General features: G+C 36.0%; 24 protein-coding genes and 1 tRNA gene. 2 read left to right on the top strand and 23 right to left on the bottom strand.

The window, feature by feature from the left end; translation table 11 throughout:
- Positions 1–137: 137 nt before the first annotated feature.
- The gene (locus tag ACOQFO_RS08850) at positions 138–923 is read right to left on the bottom strand and encodes a basic amino acid ABC transporter substrate-binding protein (protein WP_421689319.1); all 786 of its coding nucleotides are present in this window, start codon (positions 921–923) and stop codon (positions 138–140) included.
- 844 nt (positions 924–1767) lie between these two features.
- Positions 1768–1842 (bottom strand) — tRNA-Arg (locus tag ACOQFO_RS08845).
- Positions 1843–2121: 279 nt separating this feature from the next.
- On the opposite strand from ACOQFO_RS08845, the gene clpP reads away from it, so the two are divergent.
- The gene (gene clpP, locus ACOQFO_RS08840; protein ID WP_421689318.1) at positions 2122–2715 is read left to right on the top strand and encodes an ATP-dependent Clp endopeptidase proteolytic subunit ClpP; all 594 of its coding nucleotides are present in this window, start codon (positions 2122–2124) and stop codon (positions 2713–2715) included.
- A gap of 76 nt (positions 2716–2791) precedes the next feature.
- Here the strand turns inward: clpP and ACOQFO_RS08835 are convergent, their stop codons facing one another.
- From ACOQFO_RS08835 to ACOQFO_RS08740, 20 genes are all read right to left on the bottom strand, one after another.
- Complete coding sequence (locus ACOQFO_RS08835) at positions 2792–3421, bottom strand: alpha/beta hydrolase (RefSeq protein WP_421689317.1); 630 nt, start codon at positions 3419–3421, stop codon at positions 2792–2794.
- 922 nt (positions 3422–4343) lie between these two features.
- Entirely contained in the window at positions 4344–4601 is a 258-nt protein-coding gene (locus ACOQFO_RS08830; RefSeq protein WP_421689316.1) for an HPr family phosphocarrier protein, read from the bottom strand.
- Positions 4602–4701: 100 nt separating this feature from the next.
- Positions 4702–5643: a DNA-binding protein WhiA gene (gene whiA / locus ACOQFO_RS08825; protein ID WP_421689315.1), complete on the bottom strand. Its 942-nt coding sequence runs from the start codon at positions 5641–5643 to the stop codon at positions 4702–4704.
- A 195-nt stretch (positions 5644–5838) separates the two neighbouring features.
- Complete coding sequence (locus ACOQFO_RS08820; RefSeq protein ID WP_421689314.1) at positions 5839–6807, bottom strand: gluconeogenesis factor YvcK family protein; 969 nt, start codon at positions 6805–6807, stop codon at positions 5839–5841.
- Between the two features lie 4 nt (positions 6808–6811).
- Complete coding sequence (gene rapZ / locus ACOQFO_RS08815) at positions 6812–7696, bottom strand: RNase adapter RapZ (protein ID WP_421689313.1); 885 nt, start codon at positions 7694–7696, stop codon at positions 6812–6814.
- 13 nt (positions 7697–7709) lie between these two features.
- Positions 7710–8183: an NUDIX domain-containing protein gene (locus tag ACOQFO_RS08810; RefSeq protein WP_421689312.1), complete on the bottom strand. Its 474-nt coding sequence runs from the start codon at positions 8181–8183 to the stop codon at positions 7710–7712.
- A 406-nt stretch (positions 8184–8589) separates the two neighbouring features.
- Positions 8590–9537 carry a thioredoxin-disulfide reductase gene (trxB, locus tag ACOQFO_RS08805; protein WP_421689311.1) on the bottom strand — a complete coding sequence of 316 codons (948 nt, stop codon included), beginning with the start codon at positions 9535–9537 and terminating at the stop codon, positions 8590–8592.
- Between the two features lie 83 nt (positions 9538–9620).
- Entirely contained in the window at positions 9621–11147 is a 1527-nt protein-coding gene (locus tag ACOQFO_RS08800; RefSeq protein ID WP_421689310.1) for a tetratricopeptide repeat protein, read from the bottom strand.
- Between the two features lie 121 nt (positions 11148–11268).
- Complete coding sequence (hisIE, locus tag ACOQFO_RS08795; RefSeq protein WP_421689309.1) at positions 11269–11910, bottom strand: bifunctional phosphoribosyl-AMP cyclohydrolase/phosphoribosyl-ATP diphosphatase HisIE; 642 nt, start codon at positions 11908–11910, stop codon at positions 11269–11271.
- Entirely contained in the window at positions 11910–12668 is a 759-nt protein-coding gene (gene hisF / locus ACOQFO_RS08790; protein ID WP_421689308.1) for an imidazole glycerol phosphate synthase subunit HisF, read from the bottom strand. The genes hisIE and hisF overlap by 1 nt, the downstream gene beginning before the upstream one ends.
- The gene (hisH, locus tag ACOQFO_RS08785) at positions 12662–13285 is read right to left on the bottom strand and encodes an imidazole glycerol phosphate synthase subunit HisH (protein WP_421689307.1); all 624 of its coding nucleotides are present in this window, start codon (positions 13283–13285) and stop codon (positions 12662–12664) included. The genes hisF and hisH overlap by 7 nt, the downstream gene beginning before the upstream one ends.
- Entirely contained in the window at positions 13282–13887 is a 606-nt protein-coding gene (gene hisB, locus ACOQFO_RS08780) for an imidazoleglycerol-phosphate dehydratase HisB (RefSeq protein ID WP_421689306.1), read from the bottom strand. The genes hisH and hisB overlap by 4 nt, the downstream gene beginning before the upstream one ends.
- Positions 13888–13889: 2 nt before the next feature.
- Positions 13890–15167: a histidinol dehydrogenase gene (gene hisD / locus ACOQFO_RS08775; RefSeq protein ID WP_421689305.1), complete on the bottom strand. Its 1278-nt coding sequence runs from the start codon at positions 15165–15167 to the stop codon at positions 13890–13892.
- 14 nt (positions 15168–15181) lie between these two features.
- Entirely contained in the window at positions 15182–15805 is a 624-nt protein-coding gene (hisG, locus tag ACOQFO_RS08770; RefSeq protein WP_421689304.1) for an ATP phosphoribosyltransferase, read from the bottom strand.
- Positions 15802–16968: an ATP phosphoribosyltransferase regulatory subunit gene (locus ACOQFO_RS08765; RefSeq protein WP_421689303.1), complete on the bottom strand. Its 1167-nt coding sequence runs from the start codon at positions 16966–16968 to the stop codon at positions 15802–15804. The genes hisG and ACOQFO_RS08765 overlap by 4 nt, the downstream gene beginning before the upstream one ends.
- A gap of 1248 nt (positions 16969–18216) precedes the next feature.
- Complete coding sequence (locus tag ACOQFO_RS08760) at positions 18217–18750, bottom strand: acyltransferase (RefSeq protein ID WP_421689302.1); 534 nt, start codon at positions 18748–18750, stop codon at positions 18217–18219.
- Positions 18751–18753: 3 nt separating this feature from the next.
- Positions 18754–19395 (bottom strand): pyrophosphatase PpaX, encoded by a 642-nt coding sequence (gene ppaX / locus ACOQFO_RS08755; protein WP_421689322.1) that lies wholly within the window; start codon positions 19393–19395, stop codon positions 18754–18756.
- Between the two features lie 59 nt (positions 19396–19454).
- A complete protein-coding gene (lgt, locus tag ACOQFO_RS08750; RefSeq protein ID WP_421689301.1) occupies positions 19455–20279 on the bottom strand; it encodes a prolipoprotein diacylglyceryl transferase in 825 nt (274 codons plus the stop codon).
- A 36-nt stretch (positions 20280–20315) separates the two neighbouring features.
- Positions 20316–21254, bottom strand: coding sequence for an HPr(Ser) kinase/phosphatase (hprK, locus tag ACOQFO_RS08745; protein ID WP_421689300.1), 939 nt, complete (start codon positions 21252–21254; stop codon positions 20316–20318).
- A gap of 152 nt (positions 21255–21406) precedes the next feature.
- Positions 21407–21853, bottom strand: coding sequence for a c-type cytochrome (locus ACOQFO_RS08740; protein ID WP_421689299.1), 447 nt, complete (start codon positions 21851–21853; stop codon positions 21407–21409).
- 338 nt (positions 21854–22191) lie between these two features.
- Here ACOQFO_RS08740 and ACOQFO_RS08735 point away from each other — a divergent pair, with 338 nt between their 5' ends.
- The gene (locus ACOQFO_RS08735; RefSeq protein WP_421689298.1) at positions 22192–22968 is read left to right on the top strand and encodes an enoyl-CoA hydratase-related protein; all 777 of its coding nucleotides are present in this window, start codon (positions 22192–22194) and stop codon (positions 22966–22968) included.
- Positions 22969–23052: 84 nt separating this feature from the next.
- Here ACOQFO_RS08735 and ACOQFO_RS08730 read toward each other — a convergent pair whose 3' ends face one another.
- Entirely contained in the window at positions 23053–23514 is a 462-nt protein-coding gene (locus ACOQFO_RS08730; RefSeq protein WP_421689297.1) for an S-ribosylhomocysteine lyase, read from the bottom strand.
- Positions 23515–23522 lie beyond the last annotated feature (8 nt).

Below are 23522 nucleotides of genomic sequence, written 5' to 3'. Positions count from 1 at the left end.
ATGGCAATAGGTTTCTTTGTCATGGACATTTTTGAAAATACAATGAAAATAATGAGTGTGCAGGCCATTCCAATCCAATTTCCAGTAATTTTGGTTCATTTCACCCAGAAAAATTGTTATTTATTCCGAGACTCTATTTAGAAATCTATTTCTTGGCCTGTAATTTCTGCTAACTTACCGCTTTCTTTTAGCTTTTTAAGTCCTTCATTTAAAAGTTCTAAAGCTTCTTTGTTACCTTTTTTAACCATAAGACCATAGTACTCTTTTTCAAAGCTTGGATCTTCAATTGTTTTTATAGGAGCGTCTGGATTACTTTTTAAATATTCCATTACTACTGTGTTGTCACCGATTGCTGCGTCAACGTTTCCGTTAATAACTTGTTGATATGCAGATGGTTGGTTTTCATAAGCTAAAATGTTTTGGCTTGTTTCACCAAGAATTTTTTGAGCTGCAACGTGTGAAGTTGAAGCATTTTGTACTGCTACTTTTTTATCTTTTAAATCTTCAATTGATTTAATATCAGTATTATCATCACGAACAATAATTAATTGAGTTGCTTCGTAATATGGTTCTGTGAAATCGTATGTTTCTTTACGTTTCTCAGTAATTGTGATACCTGCTGCACCGAAATCGATTTCGCCAGTTTGAATTTTAGAGAAAATTGGATCCCAACCTACATTTTGAATTTCGTAGTCAAATCCCATTTCTTCAGAAATAGCTTGTACAATCTCAACGTCAAAACCAACAATGTTTCCTTTATCATCTAAATATTCGAATGGTGCGAATGATGCTTCTGTACCACCGATTAATTTTACTTTTCCACCTTCACCAGTAGTTGAGTCACCACCAGTTCCACAAGCTGCTAAGATCATTGTAACAGCTGTTAAAATCATGAATATTGTAAATAAACTCTTTTTCTTCATTTTAAAGCCTCCTAAATCCTTGTTGTAATTTATGTTTTTATAATCAAACCAGTTATCTGACTATTAAAAACTGTTTATTTATAAATCGTATTATAATAATTATACATCCTAATTACAATACTAGATTTATAGTTTTTTCATATCAACCCCTATTATATTTAGAAAATCGCCACTTCTTTCAAGAATTTTTAGCATTATTCTCATATAAACATTGCGTATTTTTATAAATTCCCGTCAGTGATTTTTTATGCAATTTACACACAAAAAAACCACTTTACTCATAAATATGAATAAAGTGGTTTATTATGATGAAACCTTTAAACTATATTACTCTGTATCGTTTAACCTATAAACACTGCATAGTTTTTAATTTATATGTAAAGATATTTGAACATAACTAGTTTAAAGAGAATGATCAAGGGGTAAAATAAATCGGTACAGTAATTTACTATTTTACCCCTTATTTCCATTCCCTCTGTAAATGATTAGGCTGCTAAACTAATATTTACAGTAAGGTCGAACTATAAAAATTATATTAAAAACAGTAAAATGGCGCCCTTTAAGGGCATATTGTGATTAATGAAAAAATAGCTACAAATTAGTACCTTGAGTTGCAGCTTAGTAGAAAAGAATCTAACAAATTTCTATCATTAATCATAAGAACAGTTATAAATTTACTAATATTTGATACAATAATCAACCTTTTTTTAATAATTATTAATAAAATATTATTATTATTATTCTCAATTTAGACATATTTATGTCATAATGTTTTATTTCGTGAAAAAGGAGAGTTTAAATTACCAAAAGCTTGGAAAAAATGGAGTGGTAAAGTGCTATTTGATGGCGCCCTCGGAGGGAATCGAACCCCCAGTGCAAGAACCGGAATCTTACGTGTTATCCATTACACCACGAGGGCAACTAATGCGGAAAAAAGAATTGTTTGAATTGAGACTCCTATTATTATACAAAATAATTCACCATGAAATCAACTTATTCGTAAAACGATCGGTCATTTCAATTACTTTTTTATTTTTTAAATAACTGACTTTCTCCACACAGAATCATAGTGAAGTATTTTTTTATTTGAAGAGTTTATATTTGACCTTTCTTGACCTTCATGTGTATTATAATGGTACAGCTGATTCTGAAATTCAGCATTGGTAGCGATTAAAACTATTTTAAGGAGGATTTTTATATGACAATTTTAGTCCCTACAGTAATCGAACAAACAAACCGCGGAGAACGCGCTTATGACATTTATTCTCGTTTATTAAAAGACCGTATTATTATGCTTGGAAGTGCAATTGACGATAACGTTGCAAACTCAATCGTTGCGCAATTATTATTCTTAGCTGCTGAAGATCCAGAAAAAGATATTCATTTATACATCAACTCACCAGGTGGTTCTATCACAGCTGGTATGGCGATCTATGATACAATGCAATACATTAAACCAAAAGTATCTACTATCTGTATCGGTATGGCTGCTTCTATGGGTGCTTTCTTATTAGCTGCTGGTGAACCAGGTAAACGTTTTGCATTACCAAATGCAGAAGTAATGATTCACCAACCACTAGGTGGGGCTCAAGGTCAAGCAACAGAAATCGAAATCGCTGCAAAACGTATTTTATTCTTACGTGATAAATTAAACAAAATTCTTGCAGAACGTTCTGGTCAATCATTAGAAAGAATCGCTCAAGATACAGATCGTGATAACTTCATGACTGCTGAACAAGCGAAAGAATATGGCTTAATCGACAATATCATTACAAACAGCGATCAAAAATAATTAATATTGATACGCAGGTTGCCTTGAAGATTAAACTTCAAGGCAATTTTTTTGTTTCTAAATGCTGTCGCGTATTTTACGCATTCTTAAAAAACTCAAGAATTTTATTCACAACTTCTTGTGTCAAAAAGTGTCCACCCTGGTATGTGTGGTAAGAAACTTCAGCACCTTTTTCCTCAAAGTACTTTTTACTTCTTTCGCTCCAACTAAATGGAATAATCTGATCTTGTTCCCCGTGAGCAATGAATACACGTAACCCATTCATAGGCGAATTCTCCATGCTCTCTACTAATTCCGGTAAATATCCACTTAACGAAACAATACCCGCTATTTGATTTCCTAAAATTGATGCTAGGGACTGACTTAAAATCGCACCTTGGCTAAATCCTAATAAATAAATCCCGTTTTCATCAATTTCAAAATGATCTTTCGCTTCTTGGATAAAGTCTTGGATTTCCTTTAATACTTTTGTAAACAGTTCTTGATGTGGTAATCCAATTCGTTCAATAGTGAAGAATGAATAGCCTGGCGGTTGTGAAAGTGGACCTCTTAGGCTAAAGATATAAAAGTCATTTTTTAATTCTTCCACAATACTTGGCAAATCATTTTCATTACTTCCCATCCCATGCATTAGAAAGATCGCAGGATGTTTTTCTTTTGTCTGGTTTGTAGGCTTGCTTAATGTGTATATAAAATTCGTTTCCAATTATGAGCACCTCGATTTAAGTTGGTTTTAGTGTTGGATGTGAATGAATGGTGGATTGTATTAGGCTTGTTCTCTACATACTTTCTGTGGAGGCGTTTCGTGACAATATATTTTGGAGTTCTCTGAAAATGTCACGTAACCACGTGTTTTGTGACAATTTATCTTGAATCCGCCTGGTACTGGCACGCAATTACGGTTTGCGCGACAAATCTCTCGAATCCCTCAGAAACTGGCACGCAATTACAGTTTGCGTGACAAAATTTCTCCATTTCCTCAGAAACTGGCACGCAATCACGCGCTTATTTAGACAGAATTCCTTGATCCCGCTTAAAGTTATCTAAATAACGCCCTTATTTAGACAGAAACCCATGATTCCACTCAAAGTTGTCTAAATAACTCTCTTATTTAGACAGAAATCCATGATTCATCTCAAAGTTGTCTAAATAACGCCCTTATTTAGACAGAAACCCATGATTCCACTCAAAGTTGTCTAAATAACGCTCTTATTTAGACAGAAATTCTTGTTTCCACTCAAAGTTGTCAAAATAAACCTTTTATTTAGACAGAAATCCTTGATTCCACTCAGAGTTGTCTAAATAACGCTCTTATTTAGAGAGAATTCCTTGATCCCGCTTAAAGTTGTCTAAATAACGCCCTTATTTAGACAGAAATCCTTCACTCCACTCAAAGTTGTCAAAATAACGCCCTTATTCAGACAGAAATCCTTCACTCCACTCAAAGTTGTCAAAATAACGCCCTTATTCAGACAGAAATCCTTCACTCCACTCAAAGTTGTCTAAATAACCCCCTTATTTAGACAGAAATCCTTGATCCATCCCCTACTCCCCACCACAAAAAAAGCGCCCGCAGTTTCACCTATAAATCATGTGAGTTTGCGAGCGTTTTCATAAAATAATAGTGATTAATCTTCTTTTGTGATGAATTTAGATAGGCCTGCGATTGCTTCATTTTCATCAGCACCATCAGCAATGAGCGTAACTGTCGTGCCTTTTGCGATGGCAAGACTCATAATACCCATAATTGATTTTGCATTTACCTTTTTTTGATCCCTTTGTAAGTACACTTCAGACTTGTAGCGATTCGCTTCTTGTACAAAAAGGGCTGCTTGCCTAGCTTGCAAGCCTGTTTTCAATTTTACTTCCAATTTGGTTTCAACCATCAAATATACTCCCTTTCACACCGTTCATCGATATACTTATCTTATCGGAATTATCAAAAAAGAACAATGTTCGTTTCTTCCTATTTTCTTACAATTTTTTTTAGATTTGCTCTCCTCTACGAAGGGCATCAGCAATTTCATCAATTTTTCGTAATCTGTGATTGACTCCAGATTTACTTACTGTACCAGTTGAAACCATTTCGCCTAGTTCTTTTAAGGTGACGTCTTGATATTCTACGCGTAACCTGGCAATCTCTCGAAGTTTTTCAGGAAGTTGATCTAAACCGATTGTATTTTCAATAAACTTAATATTTTCAACTTGGCGAATAGCAGCTCCAATGGTTTTATTTAGATTGGCTGTTTCACAATTTACAATACGATTCACACTATTACGCATATCCCTTACTATTCGAACATCTTCAAATTTCAACATAGCTTGGAATGCGCCAACCAAACCTAAAAAGTCTGAAATTTTTTCAGCTTCTTTTAAATAAGTGACATACCCTTTTTTTCGTTCGATTGTTTTTGCATTTAACTGAAAGCTGTTCATTAACTCAGCTAAAGCATCCCCATGTTCTTTATATAACGAATAAATTTCTAAATGATAAGAAGATGTTTCAGGGTTATTTACTGACCCACCTGCTAAAAACGCACCACGTATGTATGCACGCTTTTCGTTTTTATGTTGTATAAGAGAATTGGATAACGAGTGGTTAAACTCAAACTCATTTGAAAGGATCTCAAGATCTGTTAGTAATTCTCTAGCGCCATCACGTATACGGCAAATATAGACGTTATTTTTCTTCAGGCGCATTTTTTTACGAACTAGTAACTCGACATTGAAGGAATAGAGCTTTTTAATAATCGTATATAATCTTCGTGCGATTGCTGCATTTTCTGTTTGAACATCTAAGCTAAGTTGCCTATTGGCAAAAGATACTACTCCGTTCATTCGAATGAGTGCTGAGACTTCTGCTTTTAAACAGCTATCATTCGCTTCAACTTGCGTTAGCTCTTTCTTTGTTTCCGAAGCAAATGACATTTCATAACCCCCTTTCCAATTATGTATGAGATATATCATAACATATACTTAGCGAACCAAGGAATATTCAAATACGAGGTTTTCTATTTGCTTTTGTGTAATTTGCTCCTAGAATCTATTTATATGTTCTAGAGTTTATACTTTATTAGCTAAAATTAATGAAAAACTCCATCGCCTAAATCAGCTACGTAATATTTATTTTCCTAAAAATTTCGGAGCGTATTCATTCAACCAATCCGCAATATGTGTAGATTCATGACGGACAACACCAGAATGAATCGTTGCGATGTCTTTTTTAATGATTTCTAAGCCAAGTTGTTCTAAGCCCTCAATATCTACTTCAACAGGCTCTGCATTTTCTTCTTTATAATTTTCTTGAATCGGTAAAGGAAGCTCGTAATTGTTCACTAAAATAGCATCTAAACACGGTGTACCAAGATGTACATTAATAGCTTTTACATGATCAGCCGCGCTATATTTAATCGTCTCACCTTTTTGAGTCATCAGGTTACAAATATAGATTTTTCGACCTTTTGCTTCGATTACTGCTTTTCCGATTCCTTTAACTAATAAATTCGGAATGATGCTTGTGTATAGACTTCCTGGTCCTATCAGAATAATATCTGCGGAATGAATGGCACGAATTGCTTCAGGAAGAGGTTTCACATCATCCGGTTCTAAAAATACTCGTTTAATCGGTAAGTGTGCATTCGGAATTTTGGATTCTCCTGCAATAATTGAACCATCGACCAATTCAGCAAATAAAGTTACTTTTTTATTGGCAGCAGGAAGTACTTTCCCGTGAACTTTTAATACTTTACTCATCTCTGAAATAGCATGGCTAAAATCACCAGTAATATCTGTTAACGCTGTTAGCATTAAATTTCCTAGTGAATGACCACCTAAATCGACAGACTGTGAAAAGCGGTATTGAAACATCTGCTCTACTAATGGCTCAGCATCGGATAATGCAGCGATGACATTTCGTATATCTCCTGGTGGGGGAATATCGTAGTCATCTCTAAGGCGACCTGAAGAACCCCCATCATCAGCTACGGTAACGATTGCTGTAATATCAAAGGTATATTTTTTCAATCCGCGCAATAATGTCGATAATCCAGTTCCACCTCCTATAACTACGATATTCGTCTTTTTCTTACCCATTATTTCATTCCTTCCTATGAATGATATCGCGATGTGTTATGACAGTTTGATAGGTTTCACTAAATAGCTTGCCATAATATTCTGCTAGAGTTACAGAGCGATGTTGTCCCCCTGTACAGCCTATAGCAATAACTAATTGTGCTTTTCCTTCATTTTTATATTGTGGGATCATAAATTCAAATAGATCCGTTAATTTATTGATCAATGTTTGTGTATCTTCATTTTCTAATACGTAAGATGACACTTCTTCTTGTAATCCCGTTTTATGTCGTAATTCTTCTACATAATATGGGTTTTTTAAGAAACGGACATCAAATACTAAATCTGCATCGATTGGAATTCCGTTCTTAAAACCAAATGAAATGATATTGATAGAGAATTTTGGTCCACTCGCATTGGAAAATTCGTAAGTGATTCTCTCTCTAAGTTCACGTGGTTTCATAGAAGATGTATTGTACACATTTGTAGCTCGTCCTTTAAGTTCAGAAAGCAATGCTCTTTCTCGTTTAATCCCTTCAAGAGGTAACCCTTGTGGTTCTAGGGGATGGGATCTTCTCGTTTCTTTATAACGACGAACAAGTGTCTCATCTTCAGCGTCTAAAAATAATACCCGTGTTTTGACGTCTTCTATCTTTTCTAGCTTATCAAGGGCATCAATAAGTGAATCAAAAAACTCTCCGCCTCGCATATCCATAACAGCTGCAACACGAGTAATATTTCGCTCAGATTCTCTCATTAAAGCTAAAAATGTCGTAAGCAAAGCTGGTGGTAAATTATCTATACAGTAGTATCCTAAATCTTCAAAGCTTTGTACTGCTACCGTTTTACCTGCACCGCTCATCCCTGTTATGATAACGATCTCATGTGTATAAAAGTTATTGTTCCCCATGTGAAACACTCCCTTATTGTCGTTCCCTCGACGTTTGTAATGTTGCATTTAACAATTGGAAATCCTTTGTGTATTCAAAAGTGCCATACTGCATTCCTTCATTTAAACATGCAAACAACAAGTTACCGCGATCACCTTCAGCCATTGGTAAATGATGAATACTTTCAATTGGGTGCCAATCAAGCTTTCCTTCTCGATTTTCTTTTACTGGTGTTCCGATAATTCCTCTAGATACAAAAGTAAATAGCATCCATTCGTCCACTACTTGTCCATCGTCGTCTTTAATAATAATTGTAAAAATTCCTTTTAAGTGAACGTCCATTGGTGTAGCATTTGTTTCTTCCTGAAATTCACGAATGGCCGCTTCATAAATTGATTCACCACTCTCCATTTTCCCTCCAGGAGCCACATACCAACCTCGCCTTGGCTTTTGCATAAGTAGAACTTTTCCGTCTTGTACTGCTAACATATTTGCAATCCTTTGCATGACTACACCTCAAATCTATGCGTGCTTCTTACTTGTATTATAACGGTAAAATAATCGTGTTTACAAAATAATATGTCTATAAATAGAAATAAAACAATCTTTATATAAAAAAATACAACTCGACCCTCTTAAGGCCGAGTTCCTGATATTCTTTATTCGCAAAAAAAGTTGCTTCCATAATATTAATGGAAACAACCAAAAATAAAAATACACATAGGGGGATAACGTTTATAAGTACATTATACCCCTACATTGTTTCATTTAAGTTACATGCAAGTTAAGTTAGTATTAAAAAACAACTTAATAAATTTACAAACAATTATTACCAAATTCAATGTCGGTTCTTTGAAGCGCTGTTGCAGTGCATTTTGTTAAGGTTGGCGCACACAACTACTAATCGAAAAAATTACTTTTGACCAATTTTTTCTTTCAGCTCTTCAACGTAATGTTGTGCAGCTTGTGCAGCAATACTTCCGTCACCTGTTGCAGTAACAATTTGGCGTAGCATTTTGTCACGCACATCACCTGCGGCAAAAATACCTTGCACAGAAGTTTCCATTTTTTCATTCGTTAAAACGTATCCATTTTCATTTAAGATACCTAATGATTTAAATGGTGCAGTTAATGGTACCATTCCGATATATACGAAAACGCCATCTGTTTGCACTTCTTGCTCAGTACCGTCAACTGTATTCACTAACGTTACACTACCTACTTTACCGTTTGATTCATGAATTTCTTTTACTGTATGATTCCAGATGAAATCCACTTTCTCGTTGGCAAAAGCTCGGTCTTGTAAGATTTTTTGAGCACGTAATTTATCGCGTCTGTGAACGATTGTTACTTTATCAGCAAAACGTGTTAGATAAACGCCTTCTTCAACAGCTGAATCTCCACCACCGACAACAATTAGGTTTTTCTGTTTAAAGAATGCCCCGTCACAAACCGCACAGTAACTTACACCGCGTCCACCAAGTTCTTTTTCGCCTGGTACACCCATTTTTTTGTATTCTGCACCTGTAGCGATAATGATAGAACGTGTTTTATATTGTTTTGTTCCAGCGTTAATGACTTTATATTCTTCACCATCAATGATTTGTTTTACATCGCCATAAGCATATTCCGCGCCAAATTTTTTCGCATGTTCAAACATTTTTGTTGAAAGATCAGGTCCTAAAATATGGTCGAATCCTGGATAGTTCTCAACTTCTTCTGTATTTGCCATTTGACCGCCAGGAATACCTCGTTCAATCATTAATGTTGATAAATTTGCACGAGATGTATATACAGCTGCTGTCATACCAGCAGGTCCTGCTCCAATAATAATTACGTCATAAATTTTTTCTTCAGTCATTGTCATGTCCTCCTAACCATACGTACAACAATATAGTTTTATCGTAGTCTTTTCTTCGATTGACTTCAAATTAAATGCTTAGTCTACTTCGACTCGAATGGCAAGTATTTAATTAAGTCTTCAATATATTTTGTCAACGTGGCAACGGAAATATGATATTTTGCTGCATATTCTTTTTTAGTTACACCGTTACTATTAATGGTTGAATTAAACATAAAGTCAACAGCTGCAGCCAATGCCTTCACGTTCTTAAACTCATATAAATCCTCTAAAGCTCGCTCACATAATACAAACCACATTTGAAATAAATACTGTACTTCCTGAGTAACGTTACCATATTGTTCATAAAGCTGTTCCGCTACTTCCATTGATCGTGAAAAGTATTTTTCAATTTTATTGTTTTTATTGAATTGGTGGTTTAAAGCGTAAGCTAATGAGAGTTTTTCGAGGCCATTATATTTTGATAAATCAATCCAAGTTGGATGTGCTACAATTTCTTGTTTATAGGCAGATTTACTTAATAAGAAGAAACCAAACATTCGATGTGCGCTATATTTACTTGTAATCTTCTCAACGATTACATCACGATTTTGTTCTAGTGCGTTCACTCCAGCGCTTTTCTTAATATGGCGCCATGGTTCTAAGCCTTTTTTCGATGGGTCCATTTCGACTAAAGTCTTCCAAGCATTTTCTGCAATCTCGTCATAGCCACTGAAATAAGCCGATTGAGCTAACCAGAAATAAAATCCACTATCTCCTTCATAACCGCGCTTACTCATGCTACGAAGCCATTTAAACGCAAGTTCATGCTCACCAATTAACGATAAAGTTGCCCCTAACTTGAAACGATTTTCCCAATCGAACGGGTTAATTTTCTTTAGAATAGAAACAAGTTCAGCTAATTCTTTTTCATCCTTTTCGTAATAGGCGATCACAGTTAAATTACAAATAGCATGTAGATTGCCATGATTCTCACGTAATACGTTATTTAATAAAGCTTTCGCGTCTTCAATTTCACCAATGTAAAAATAAGCTAATGCTAAATTATTATAAGCTGGCCATAAATCAGGGAATGATTCGATTAATTCTTCTAATACTTCGATTGCTTCAGGAAAACGTCCAGTTTCCATCAATCTGCGTGCTTTTTCTTGAGCAATGATTTTTTCGCCATCTTCTTCATCCATTGGCTCTATTTCATCCTCAAATTCAATAAACTCTAAAATTTCTTGTGCTTCTAAAGCATAAAAGCCTTCAGGGTCCATCTCTAAATACATCTCTGCATATTTTTTGGCATCATAAACCATCCCTAAACAACCTGATACTTCTGCTAAGAAGAAGACATATTCAGATTCGTTTGGCTCAAGACTGTATGCTGTATGGATATTTTCATAGGCACTTTCAAAATTGCCTGCGTCCATCTCCAGAATGCCAAATTGCATTAAAATATGTGCATCAGTTGGGTTCAATTCTGCTGCACGTTTCATATATTTATAAGCTTTATCCATTTGGTCATGATCTATCGCTTTTAACGCTTTTTTAAAATAATAATCACCATCTGGAACAAAGGATACAATGTTATTCTTTTGCTCTTTTCTACGTTGATTTTCCAATATAGTTCCTCCGAAATTTGAATTCCGTACACACGAAAGAAGGAACGTCTCGACAACGTTCCTTAAAATACTTTCTTATTATATCACAAATATTTGATACGTCATTCAATTCGAAGTGATTTTAATGTTTTGTACTAGCTCTTTTTTGTTGGTGACGTTCAACTAGTACTTCAAGTACATCGTAGACACTAATTTTTTGTTCTTGTAGTAACACAAGTAAGTGGTAGATTAAATCTGCTGCTTCCCAAGTAACTTCTTTAGAATCACGATTTTTTGCGCCGATGACTACTTCCGTTGCCTCTTCGCCAACCTTTTTACAGATTTTATCGATTCCTTCATTAAATAAATATGTAGTATAAGCCCCTTCTGGCATTTCTGCTTCACGCTGACGAATAACCTCTGCTAAATAAGGGATGATTCCTACTGAACCAACTTGTTTATTTTCAAGAACTTTTTCATTGAAGCATGAAGTTGTTCCGTTATGACAAGCAGGGCCCTCTGGAAGTACTTCCACTACTAATGCGTCTTGGTCACAGTCTGTTTTAATTGAAACCACTTTTTGTGTGTTTCCACTTGTTGCACCTTTATGCCATAACTCTTGTCTAGAACGAGAGTAAAACCAAGTTTCACCTGTTTCAATCGTTTTTTGTAACGATTCACTATTCATATAAGCAACAGTCAATACTTCTTTCGATTGTGCGTCTTGTACAACTGCTGTGATTAACCCTTTGTCGTCGAATTTAAGACTCTCTATGTTTATCATTATCTGACACTTACTCCTTTTTCGCGCAAGTAGTTTTTCACTTCTTTGACGCTTGTTTCTTTATAGTGGAAAATTGAAGCCGCTAATGCTGCATCCGCATCAACATCTTGCAATACTTCTAAGAAATGCTCTGCATTCCCTGCACCACCACTTGCAATAACCGGTACAGTAACTGCATCTCGAACAGCTTTTGTTAACTCAAGATCAAAACCACTTTTTTCGCCATCTTGATTCATACTTGTTAATAAAATCTCCCCAGCACCTAAACGTACTGCTTCTTTAGCCCATTCTACCGCAGTCCATTCTGTTTTGTTACGACCACCATGAGTATAGACCATCCATGTACCATCTTCTTCACTATAACGTGCATCAATGGCTACAACAATACATTGGGCACCGAAGAAATCAGAACCTTCTTTAATAAGTTCAGGTCGTACTAATGCAGCTGTGTTTACAGATACCTTATCAGCACCAGCACGTAAAATTCGTTTCATATCATCAAGTGTACGAATTCCTCCACCTACTGTAAATGGGATTGCTAATGTAGCAGCTGTTTTTCGCACAACATCAATCATTGTTTCTCGACCTTCGTGGGAGGCTGAAATATCTAAAAATACTAATTCATCTGCACCTTGCTCATCGTAAAACTTAGCAAGTTCAACTGGATCTCCAGCATCACGTAACTCCACAAACTGAATACCTTTTACAACTCTACCTTCTTTTACATCAAGGCAAGGAATAATTCGTTTTGTTAACATGCAGCTTCCTCCAATCCTTTTAACCATTGTTCTAGTAAAAACATACCGAACTCGCCTGATTTTTCAGGGTGGTACTGCATCCCTGTATAACTACCACTTTTCACGATACCTGGAACTTTTTCGCCTTCATAGTCAGCAAAAGCAACAAGTTCATCTTTTGCAATCTCAGTAGCGTAGAAAGAATGTACAAAGTAAACAAAGCGATCTTCTGGCATTTCTTTTTCATTTAACCAATCAGGAATTGAAGCAAACTGTAAATCGTTCCATCCCATATGAGGAATTCTTGAAACCCCATCGAATCGTTTAATATGCCCTTTGAAAATACCAAGTCCTTCTGTTAGGGTTACTTCATCACTTTTTTCAAATAAAAGCTGCATTCCTAAGCAAATTCCAAGTAGTGGTTTTGTTAACTGCTCTTTTATATATTGATCTAAACCTAATTCTTCCAAACGTTTCATCGCATCAGGAAACGCACCAACACCAGGTAAAATTAGGGCATCACATTTATTTAACTCTTCAATATTTGATGTAATAAGGGGCTCACAATTTAATCTTTTAAGCGCTTGTTCTACGCTAAATAAATTGCCCATTCCATAGTCAATTACGCCAATCTTCATGTTAAAAGTCCTTTCGTTGATGGAACACCTTTTACACGAGGATCGATTTGAACTGCATCATCAATCGCACGAGCAAGGGCCTTAAAAATTGCTTCAATAATATGGTGTGTGTTATGGCCATAAGGGACGATAACATGCACATTCATACGAGCTTCTAATGCAAACTTCCATAAAAATTCATGCACTAATTCAGTGTCAAATGTTCCAACTTTTTCTGATAGCTTCGGCTCTACACGATATTCAAGATGCGGTCGATTTGAACAGTCAATCACGACTTGAGCTAATGCATCGTCCATTGGTACGAAGGCATTTCCGTAACGTTTAATTCCTTTTTTATCGCCTAGTGCTTCACGAATTACTTGCCCAAGAACAATTCCAATGTCTTCAGTTGTGTGATGATCGTCGATATGAGTATCACCATTTGCAATAATTTTCCCATTAAATAAACCGTGTTTAATGAAAAGATCTAGCATATGGTCCATGAAAGGAACGCCAGTATTAATATCCGCTTTCCCTTCACCATCTAAATCTAATTCTACGCTTATTTTTGTTTCATTTGTATTTCGATCAATTTTCGCGTATCTTCTTTTTAATTCAGACATTTTTATTCTCCTTTATCCCATCCACGAGATTCTACTGCTCTCGCGTGACCTTCTAGACCTTCCATTCGGGCAAGTCTCGCAATCTTTGGTGAATTTTCTTTCCATGTTTTTTCGCTATAGTAAACGACACTCGATTTTTTAATAAAATCATCGACATTTAAGCCACTAGCAAATCTAGCAGTGCTGTTCGTCGGTAGTACGTGATTTGTTCCAGCAAAATAATCTCCCACTGGCTCAGAACTATATCGGCCAATGAAAATAGCTCCAGCATGGCGAATTTGTTCAGAAACTTTTTCTGCTTCTGCAGTTACAACTTCTAAATGTTCAGGTGCTAATGAATTTACAGCTTCAATTGCTTGTTCTAAACTTTCAGCAATATAAATTTGACCAAAGTTCTCAATAGATTTTCGAGCAATTGCTTCACGAGGTAATGTGCTTAATTGTCTTTCGACTTCTTCTGCAACCTCTTCTGCTAGACTTTCACTCGTTGTAATTAACACTGCACATGCTAATGCGTCATGTTCCGCTTGAGATAATAAATCTGCGGCAACTTCATCTGCATAAGCTGTATCGTCTGCTAATACACAAATTTCACTTGGTCCTGCAATCATATCAATTGCTACTTCACCAAATACTTCACGTTTCGCTAAAGCTACATAAATATTTCCAGGTCCTGTAATTTTATCAACAGGTGCAATTGTTTCAGTTCCGTAAGCAAGTGCTGCAATTGCTTGTGCTCCACCTACTTTATAGATTTCAGTAACACCTAAGATTGAAGCAGATACTAGTACTGCAGGTGGTAACTTCCCATCTTTTCCAGCAGGTGAAGTAATGACGATGCGTTTTACGCCCGCAACTTGCGCTGGAATAACATTCATTAATACAGATGAAGGATAGGCTGCAGAACCACCTGGTACATATAAACCAACTGCATCATGAGGAATGATTCGTTGTCCTAACCAAGAGCCATCTGCTAATGGTAATTTTATATTTTGTCTTTTTTGTGCTTCATGATAATAACGAATGTTATCTGCCGCTTCTTGTAAATCTTGTTTTAGTTGTGGGTCAAAATTTGCAACTGCTTCATCGATTTCTTCTTGAGATACTCGAAGATTTTGTGGCGCAAAGCCATCCCACATTTCACTAAATTTTTTGATTGCTAGGTCACCATATTGACGAACATCTTGTAACACTTGTCGTACCGTTTTTAGTTGTTCTTCGTTGCCACTTTCTAATGGTCTTTTTAGTGAAATAGAGTTAGTTAGTTTTGTGATTTTCATGGGAACCCTTCTCTCTAGTTAACAATTTTTTTCAAGCGAGTAACGATGTCTTGAATGCGAGCGCTCTTCATGCGATAACTTACAGGATTGGCAATTAAACGAGATGATACATCTGTAATACGTTCGTATTCAACAAGGCCATTTTCTTTTAATGTTCTCCCCGTTGAAACTATATCAACAATGCGATCTGCTAACCCAATCATTGGCGCAAGTTCGATTGAACCATTTAATTCAATAATTTCTACTTGCTCACCGATTTCTTTATAATAGTTCATCGCAATATTTGGATACTTCGTTGCAATGCGTGGAGCAATTTCATTCATTTTTGTATTAGGTAAGCCAGCCGATGCGATATAACATTGACTAATTTTTAAGTCTAATAATTCATGGACATTTCGTTTTAGCTCAAGTAATACATCTTTACCTGCAATACCGATATCTGCTACACCATGTTCAACATATACTGGCACATCCATTGGTTTTGCTAAGATGAAACGAATTTTTTCTTCTGGAATTTCAATCATTAATTTACGAGACATTTCTACTTCTTCTGGTAAATTAAATCCTGCATCAATAAGCATTTGATATGCTTCTTCAAAAATACGCCCTTTTGGCATGGCAATTGTTAATTCTGTCATTGCTCTTGATCCTCCTGGCTTACATACAACACTTCATCAAAAACTTGCACAAATGCTTCCTCATCTACTAGGCCATTTCTTGCTTGCACTGTAACAAGCTTTCCTTCAGTTCTTAATGTGTTTGCAAGGTTTAATGCTTTAATAAATTCCGAGTCCTCGAAGATGATAGCTACTGTTTTCTCATTAGATTGAGTTGTTGATAGAACTTCTAGCAAACGATCAACTCTAATACCGAAGCCTGTTGCTCCAACATCACTTCCAAAACGGTGAAGTAAACCATCATATCGTCCACCATTACCAAGTGGGAATCCACTACCTTCTGCAAATAGTTCAAACAGCATTCCTGTGTAGTAATTCATATGGCTTGATAAAGTAAAATCAAAAGCAACATATTCAGAAAGGTTTGCTTGTTTAATTAGATCAGCTAGACTTCTCATGTATAATAATGAATCATTCTTTGAAACGTATTTTTCAATCTGTTCGATTGTTTCAATATTTGCCGCTTCATTAATGAATTGAAGTAACGCATCTGATTTTGTTTTCGGTAAATCAAATGAAATAACTGCTTCTTCAAATCCAACATAATTTCTTTCTACTAATAACGATTTTAGTTGGGAAGCTTGAATCTCATTTTCCGTATAATCGTTTAAAATGCAATTCAATACGCCCGCATGGCCAATTGTCACTTTAAAGGATTTAATTCCGAAGTTTTGAACAAGCTCAATTGCAGTAATAATCACTTCCGCATCAGCGTAAACCGTTTTATCTCCAAATATTTCGATTCCAGCTTGTTCGAATTCTGCTGGGCGACCACCTTCTAACTGCTGCGCTCTAAATACGTTTGCAAAGTAAGCAAGTCTTAATGGAATTTTTTCTTTTAGTAGTTTTGATGTTGCTAAACGCGTAATTGGGGTTGTCATATCCGGTCTAAGCACTAGTGTATTTCCTTGGCTATCTACTAACTTAAATAGTGAAGCATCATATATGGCAGAAGCTTTTCCAACCGTGTCGTAATATTCTAATGTTGGTGTCTTAACAAATTCAAATCCACGTGCCTTAAGAAATTTACGTCCGGCTTGTTGTACAGCTTCCATTTTTTCATAAGTAATCGGGAAAGTGTCACGCATCCCAATAGGTTTTTCAAACATTTTGATTGATGTCATTTTTCCACTTCCTAGAAATTTTACTTTATTGCACTAGAGAATTAGAGAACTAGTATATGAAAGTATTTTAATTGATTCCAGATTAATAGTCAATTCATTGTCAGGATTTAATTGGGGCGAATTGGTGGATGTTTGGGTTTGTTTGTAAGTTTGGGTTGTGGGATGCGGGTGTTCGGGTGATTATGGGCGGCCTATGTTACCTTTCAGGGTAATTTCTCGAGTGTTCGGGCACTGATAGGCGGTCTATGTTACCTTTTAAGGTGAAATCTCAGGTGTTCGGGCACATAGAAGTGGTCTATGTTACCTTTTAAGGCGAAATCTCAGGTGTTTGGGCACATAGAAGCGGTCTATGTTACCTTTTAAGGTGAAATCTCAGGTGTTCGGGCACATAGAAGCGGTCTATGTTACCTTTTAAGGCGAAATCTCAGGTGTTCGGGCACATAGGAGCGGTCTATGTTACCTTTTAGGCGAAATCTCAGGTGTTCGGGCACATAGGAGCGGTCTATGTTACCTTTTAAGGCGAAATCTCAGGTGTTCGGGCACATAGAAGCGGTCTATGTTACCTTTTAAGGCGAAATCTCAGGTGTTCGGGCACATAGAAGCGGTCTATGTTACCTTTTAAGGCGAAATCTCAGGTGTTTGGGCACATAGAAGCGTTCTATGTTACCTTTTAACGAAAAATCTTAGGTCTTTGGGCACTGAGACGGCTTCTCTGTTACCTTTTAACGAAAAATCTTAGGTCTTTGGGCACTGAGACGGCTTCTCTGTTACCTTTTAAGGAGAATTCTATCGCGTTTGGGCACTGAGACAGCTTCTCTGTTACCTTTCAAGGAGAATTCTATCGCGTTTGGGCACTGAGACAGCTTCTCTGTTACCTTTCAAGGAGAATTCTATCGCGTTTGGGCACTAACATTGGTTTCGAGAACACTCTTATGGACACTACAGCAATATTTCACTTCACTTTTGTCCATTAACCCAACTTTATTGGACAACTCCTCCAAATTCCCACTCACTATTGTCCATTAACCCAACTCTCCACTAAACTTCCAACTCAACAAAAACCTCAACACTTTCAAACTATTCATTCAATTCTCCTCATAACTGTATACTACACTATTTCTTCACAAAAAAATAAAACCCACTACTAAAAAAGTGGGTTTTATCATGATGGCACGTGTCATTTTCATCAGTTTTTAAGCAATTAATGCAGAGTGGTTACTCCGTCCATTGCCATTCATAAACACAAAGTCAACGATTATGCCAGATCGGGTTATCATTCTTTTTCCGTTCGGCCATTTCTTCAGCGGTATAGATAATTCGCATTGGGTTGCCCCCGCACATGGATCCTGCAGGTACATCTTTATGTACTAAGGTAGCGGCAGACACAATCGCACCGTCTCCAATTTCAACCCCTGGTAAAATAGTGGAGTTCGCACCGATCATGACGTTGCTGCCAATTTTCACATCGCCTAATCGGTATTCTTCTATTAAATATTCGTGGGCTAAAATCGTTGTGTTAAAGCCAATGATCGTATTGTCGCCGATTGATATACGTTCCGGGAACATCGTGTCTGGCATAACCATTAATGCAATCGACGTTTTCTTTCCAATTTTCATTTTTAAGAAAGTGCGGTATATCCAATTTTTCCAGCTCATAAAAGGTGTAATTCGACCAATTTGTCCGAAAATAAAACATTTGACCACTTTCCAAAATGAAACGGTTTTATAAATTTGCCATAATGAGTTTGACCCTTCAACTTTATATCGTTCAGTCCTTCTCATAATCTATGACTCCTTAACGATCGACAATAAATCAGACATATGCGAAAGCATATAATCTGGATTATATTTTCTTAAAAACTCTTCTCCCTTAATAGACCAAGCTACACCTGCTGTTTTCACTCCAGCATTTTTGCCAGCTTCAATATCATGATAGTTATCACCAATCATGATCACATCTTCTTTTCCAACACCTAGTTTTTCAAGTGCAAGCAGTACAGGTTCTGGATCTGGTTTAACATTTTTCACATCTTCAATACCTATCCAAAATTCAAAGAAATGTTTCGCCTTCATCAGATCGAGACCGCGCTCAATTGTGCCACGTCGTTTAGTTGAAACGATAGCCATACGAATACCTAAAACACGAAGTTCTTCTAATGTTTCCAACACACCATCAAACTCTGAAACAAGTTCATCATGATGTTCTAAGTTCCATTTTCGATACTTCTGTGTCATTTCTTCAACTTCATTTGGCGTTAATTCCTCAAATGTTTCTTTTAAAGATGGGCCCATAAAACGTAAACAATCTTCTGGTTTGTATTGTCCTGGGAATCTTTCTTCTAAAACATGCATAAAGGTTTGGATGATTAAATCGTTTGTATTTAATAAAGTTCCGTCAAAATCAAATAATAAAGCTTTTAGCATAATTGTTACTCCTTTATTTCCAACGATTACCACCAATAAAGCAATTCGCAGAAATTTGTTTATTATTTATCTTTATATCGTACTACAGGACGAACTTTTACTCGTCGATAAATAATGCAAGTAACACCGATAATAATTCCTAGAATCGAAACTACTTGTGCAGATCGTAATTCACCAAATAGATATAAACTATCCGTTCTCATTCCTTCGATAAAGAAACGACCAATTCCGTACCAAATTAAATAAGTGAAGAAAATTTCACCGCGTTGAAGATTCACTTTTCTTAGAACTAATAAAATAATCAACCCCACAACATTCCACAATGATTCATATAAGAATGTAGGATGGAAATGTGATAATCCATAAACCGGGTCATTAATATACATTTGATTAATAATAAAATCAGGAATCATTAAGCTACGTAAAAATTCTTCTGAAACAGGGCCACCGTATGCTTCTTGGTTCATAAAGTTACCCCAACGACCAACTATCTGACCAATTAAAACACTCGGAATCGCTATATCAGCAACCTTTAAGAAACTAATTCCTTTTACACGGCAAAATACATATGTTGTAGCAATTGCTCCAATTAGTGCACCATGAATCGCGATACCACCATTCCAAATTTGAATGATTTTATCAGGATTTGCACCGTAGAAATCCCATTCCATTACAACGTAATATATACGAGCACAGATGATTGAAATTGGGATTGCCCATATTAGTAAATCTGCAAAGAAATCCTTAGGCAGACCTCTTTTCTTACCTTCATGTTGTCCAACTATGTAAGCTAATACAATCCCTAAAGCAATTAATATCCCATACCAACGTACAGGAATACTTCCAATTGTGAATGCAACTGGATTAAGTCCTAATAAAAAATCCATCCGTTTTCTCCCTTCTGAAAAGAGCGATATATTTCATTAATAATCATCAAACTCTTCTTGAACTGAAATCACTTCATCTAAGCGTCTTGAAAATTCTGCTGCTGCATTAACTCCTAATTTTTTCAATCGGTAGTTCATTGCGGCAACTTCGATAATAACTGAAACGTTTCTTCCCGGTTGTACTGGGATTGTTAATTTCGTAATGTCAGTATCAATGATTTTCATTTTTTCTTCATCTAGGCCAAGACGATCATAAACTTTATCTGGGTCCCAGTTTTCAAGTTCTACAATAAGTGTAATTCGTTTTTTCGGTCTCACTGCACTCGCACCAAAAAGTGTCATAATATCTATAATACCGATTCCTCGGATTTCCAATAGATGTTCTAATAATGGTGGTGGACTTCCCATTAATAAATCTTCTGCTTCTTGGCGAATTTCCACACAGTCATCCGCTACTAAACGATGTCCCTTTTTAATAAGTTCTAAAGCAGTCTCACTTTTCCCTACACCGCTTTTTCCTATGATTAATACACCAATTCCATATACATCGACTAAAACACCATGCATAGCGACATATGGAGCGAGTTTACTTTCTAGGAAATTCGTTAATCTACTTGAGAATCTTGTTGTTTTCATCGTTGTAGATAGGACTGGGACATGGTTTTCGTTGGAAGCTTCGATTAGTTCTTCCGGAACAGCCATACCATGAGATACGACAATAAGGGGTGTTTCCTGAGAGCATAGTCTATGCATGCGTTCTTTTTTCAAATTAGTTGGTAACATATCAAAAAATGAAAGCTCTGTCTTACCAATTAACTGAACACGTTTTGCTGGATAATGTGTAAAATAACCAGCCATTTCAAGGCCTGGGCGTGAAATATCACTTGTCGTAATATACCGACCGATACCTTCATTACCACTTACTAATGTTAAGTTGAATTTTTCCATAACATCTTTCGTCGTAACTTGAATCATTATTTAACACCCTTTACTTTATTTAACATACTGTTATTATTTTAGCACGTTATGAACGAAATGAAATCAATTCAGTGTCATTCAATAAAAAAATAAAAAGCCAATCTAGAAATAATCTCTTCTAGATCAGCTTTTATTATAAAATGTTTGGCTTATTTAAGTGTAGCTAAGTAAGCTGCAGCGTTTTCTGCATCTTCACCTGTTACTATATTGGCAGGCATTGCACCTTTACCGTTTTCAATAATATTTAGAATTTCTTCTTGAGATAAACGAGAACCAACATTATTTAACGGTGGGAAGTTACCCCTACCTTCTAAATTCGCTCCGTGACAAGAAATACAAGCTTTATGTACTACTTTTTCACCAGCTGCTATTGAACCTGAATCAGCAGTTTCAGTATCTGTTGTTCCCTCGCCAGGATCATCACCAGATGTATCACCGTTATTTTCTGTTGCATCATTATCATCTTCAGTATTATCTGTTGCACCTTGGTTATTATCCACAATTGTGTCTGAGTTATCAGTAGTTTCGTCATTACCACCACAAGCAGCAAGAACTAACACTGAACCAAGTACAAGTGCAAACCAAAATTTCTTCATTGTTTTCCCTCCAATTAGAATAATTTTACTACTAAACCATTATAAAAGAATTTTTCTCTCATATGTAACCGTTTTCCATCATTTCACAAATCTTTAAGGATTCTGTCAAAAAGTATTCAAATACTTTTAACAATAGTGCAAAACTTAAGGAAAACAATATTACAAAATGGTGTAGCAACATATTTCGTTATCTTATTTTCTTCACAATGTATTGGATTTATTCATGAAGAAATGTTTTTATGGAAATAATATTATTAACCGATTTTCAAAATTCAGTACACACCTAAACATATCTCATCTTCATCAGCATACGATGGAAAAAAGGGGTGTATCAGCAATTGGGAACTGTTGTTTATGAATTAAAAGATCATGTAGCTACCATTACATTAAATCGACCTGAAGTATTAAATGCACTGAACTATGAGCTTCTTGTTGAGCTTGAAATTGCACTCGAGTCAATATTAATTCATCATGATGTTCGAGCTGTAGTCATTACAGGCGCAGGTGATAAAGCTTTTTCAGTTGGAGCTGATTTAAAAGAGAGAAAACATTTACCTGATTCTATGGTCAAAAGAAACTTAACGAAAATTGGCCAAGTCTTTAATATGATTGAACAATTACCTCAACCAACGATTTGTATATTAAATGGATATGCATTTGGTGGTGGGCTTGAGCTTGCACTGGCATGTGATTTTCGAATCGCATCGGATCACGCAAAAATGGGGTTAACCGAAACAAGTTTAGGAATTATTCCTGGTGCAGGTGGAACACAAAGGTTAACGAAACTAATCGGACAGGCGAAAGCATTAGAACTTATTTTAACTGCTAGGCACATATCAGCTATAGAGGCATTAGAATATGGAATCATGACAAAAGTTTGTAGCGCAGGTGAATTACAAAATACTGTGGAAGAATTTGTTCAATCAATTACTCGAAATGCCCCTATTGCTATCCAACAGGCGAAATTTGCTGTTAAGCAAGCAGGCAATGTCGATCTACAAACTGGATTACAAGTTGAGAGAAAAGCATACGAGTTAACACTACATACAGAGGATCGAATTGAAGCATTAAATGCATTTTCAGAAAAACGAAAGCCAGTGTTTAAGGGGCAATAAATCGTAATAAACTTCACCAAATAAAAAAAAGGACACTTCAGTGGTTTCGCCCGAAGTGTCCTTCATTTTATTTATTATAGTTTTTCACGAAAAAACAATTGCCCATTCGTCACGTTTAGCTAGCATTTCTTTTGCAAGCTCTTGTGCACCTTCTAAGCTGTGATTTGCAGCCCAACCACATTGTACTTCATTACAAGCTGGTACTTCAGTTGCATTCAACACATCTTGTAATGTTTTTTCTAAAATTGCCAACACATCTTCATAATCATCATGATTAATCATTGTTAAATAAAACCCTGTTTGGCAACCCATTGGACTTAAATCTACAACTTGGTCTGTATGGTTACGAATGTTTTCTGCCATTAAGTGTTCGATTGAGTGAAGTGCAGGCATTTCCATATATGCTTTATTTGGTTGTTTAAAGCGAATATCATATTTGCGAATAACATCTCCATTCGCGCCTTCTTTCACACCTGCAAGTCGAACATAAGGTGCAGCCACTTTTGTATGATCTAGGTTAAAACTTTCTACGTTCATTTTTGTCATATTAGCAA

It is taken from the genome of Ureibacillus sp. MALMAid1270 (assembly GCF_049202975.1).
Classification (GTDB): Bacteria; Bacillota; Bacilli; order Bacillales_A; family Planococcaceae; genus Ureibacillus.
This window is presented reverse-complemented; position numbering and strand designations above follow the sequence as displayed.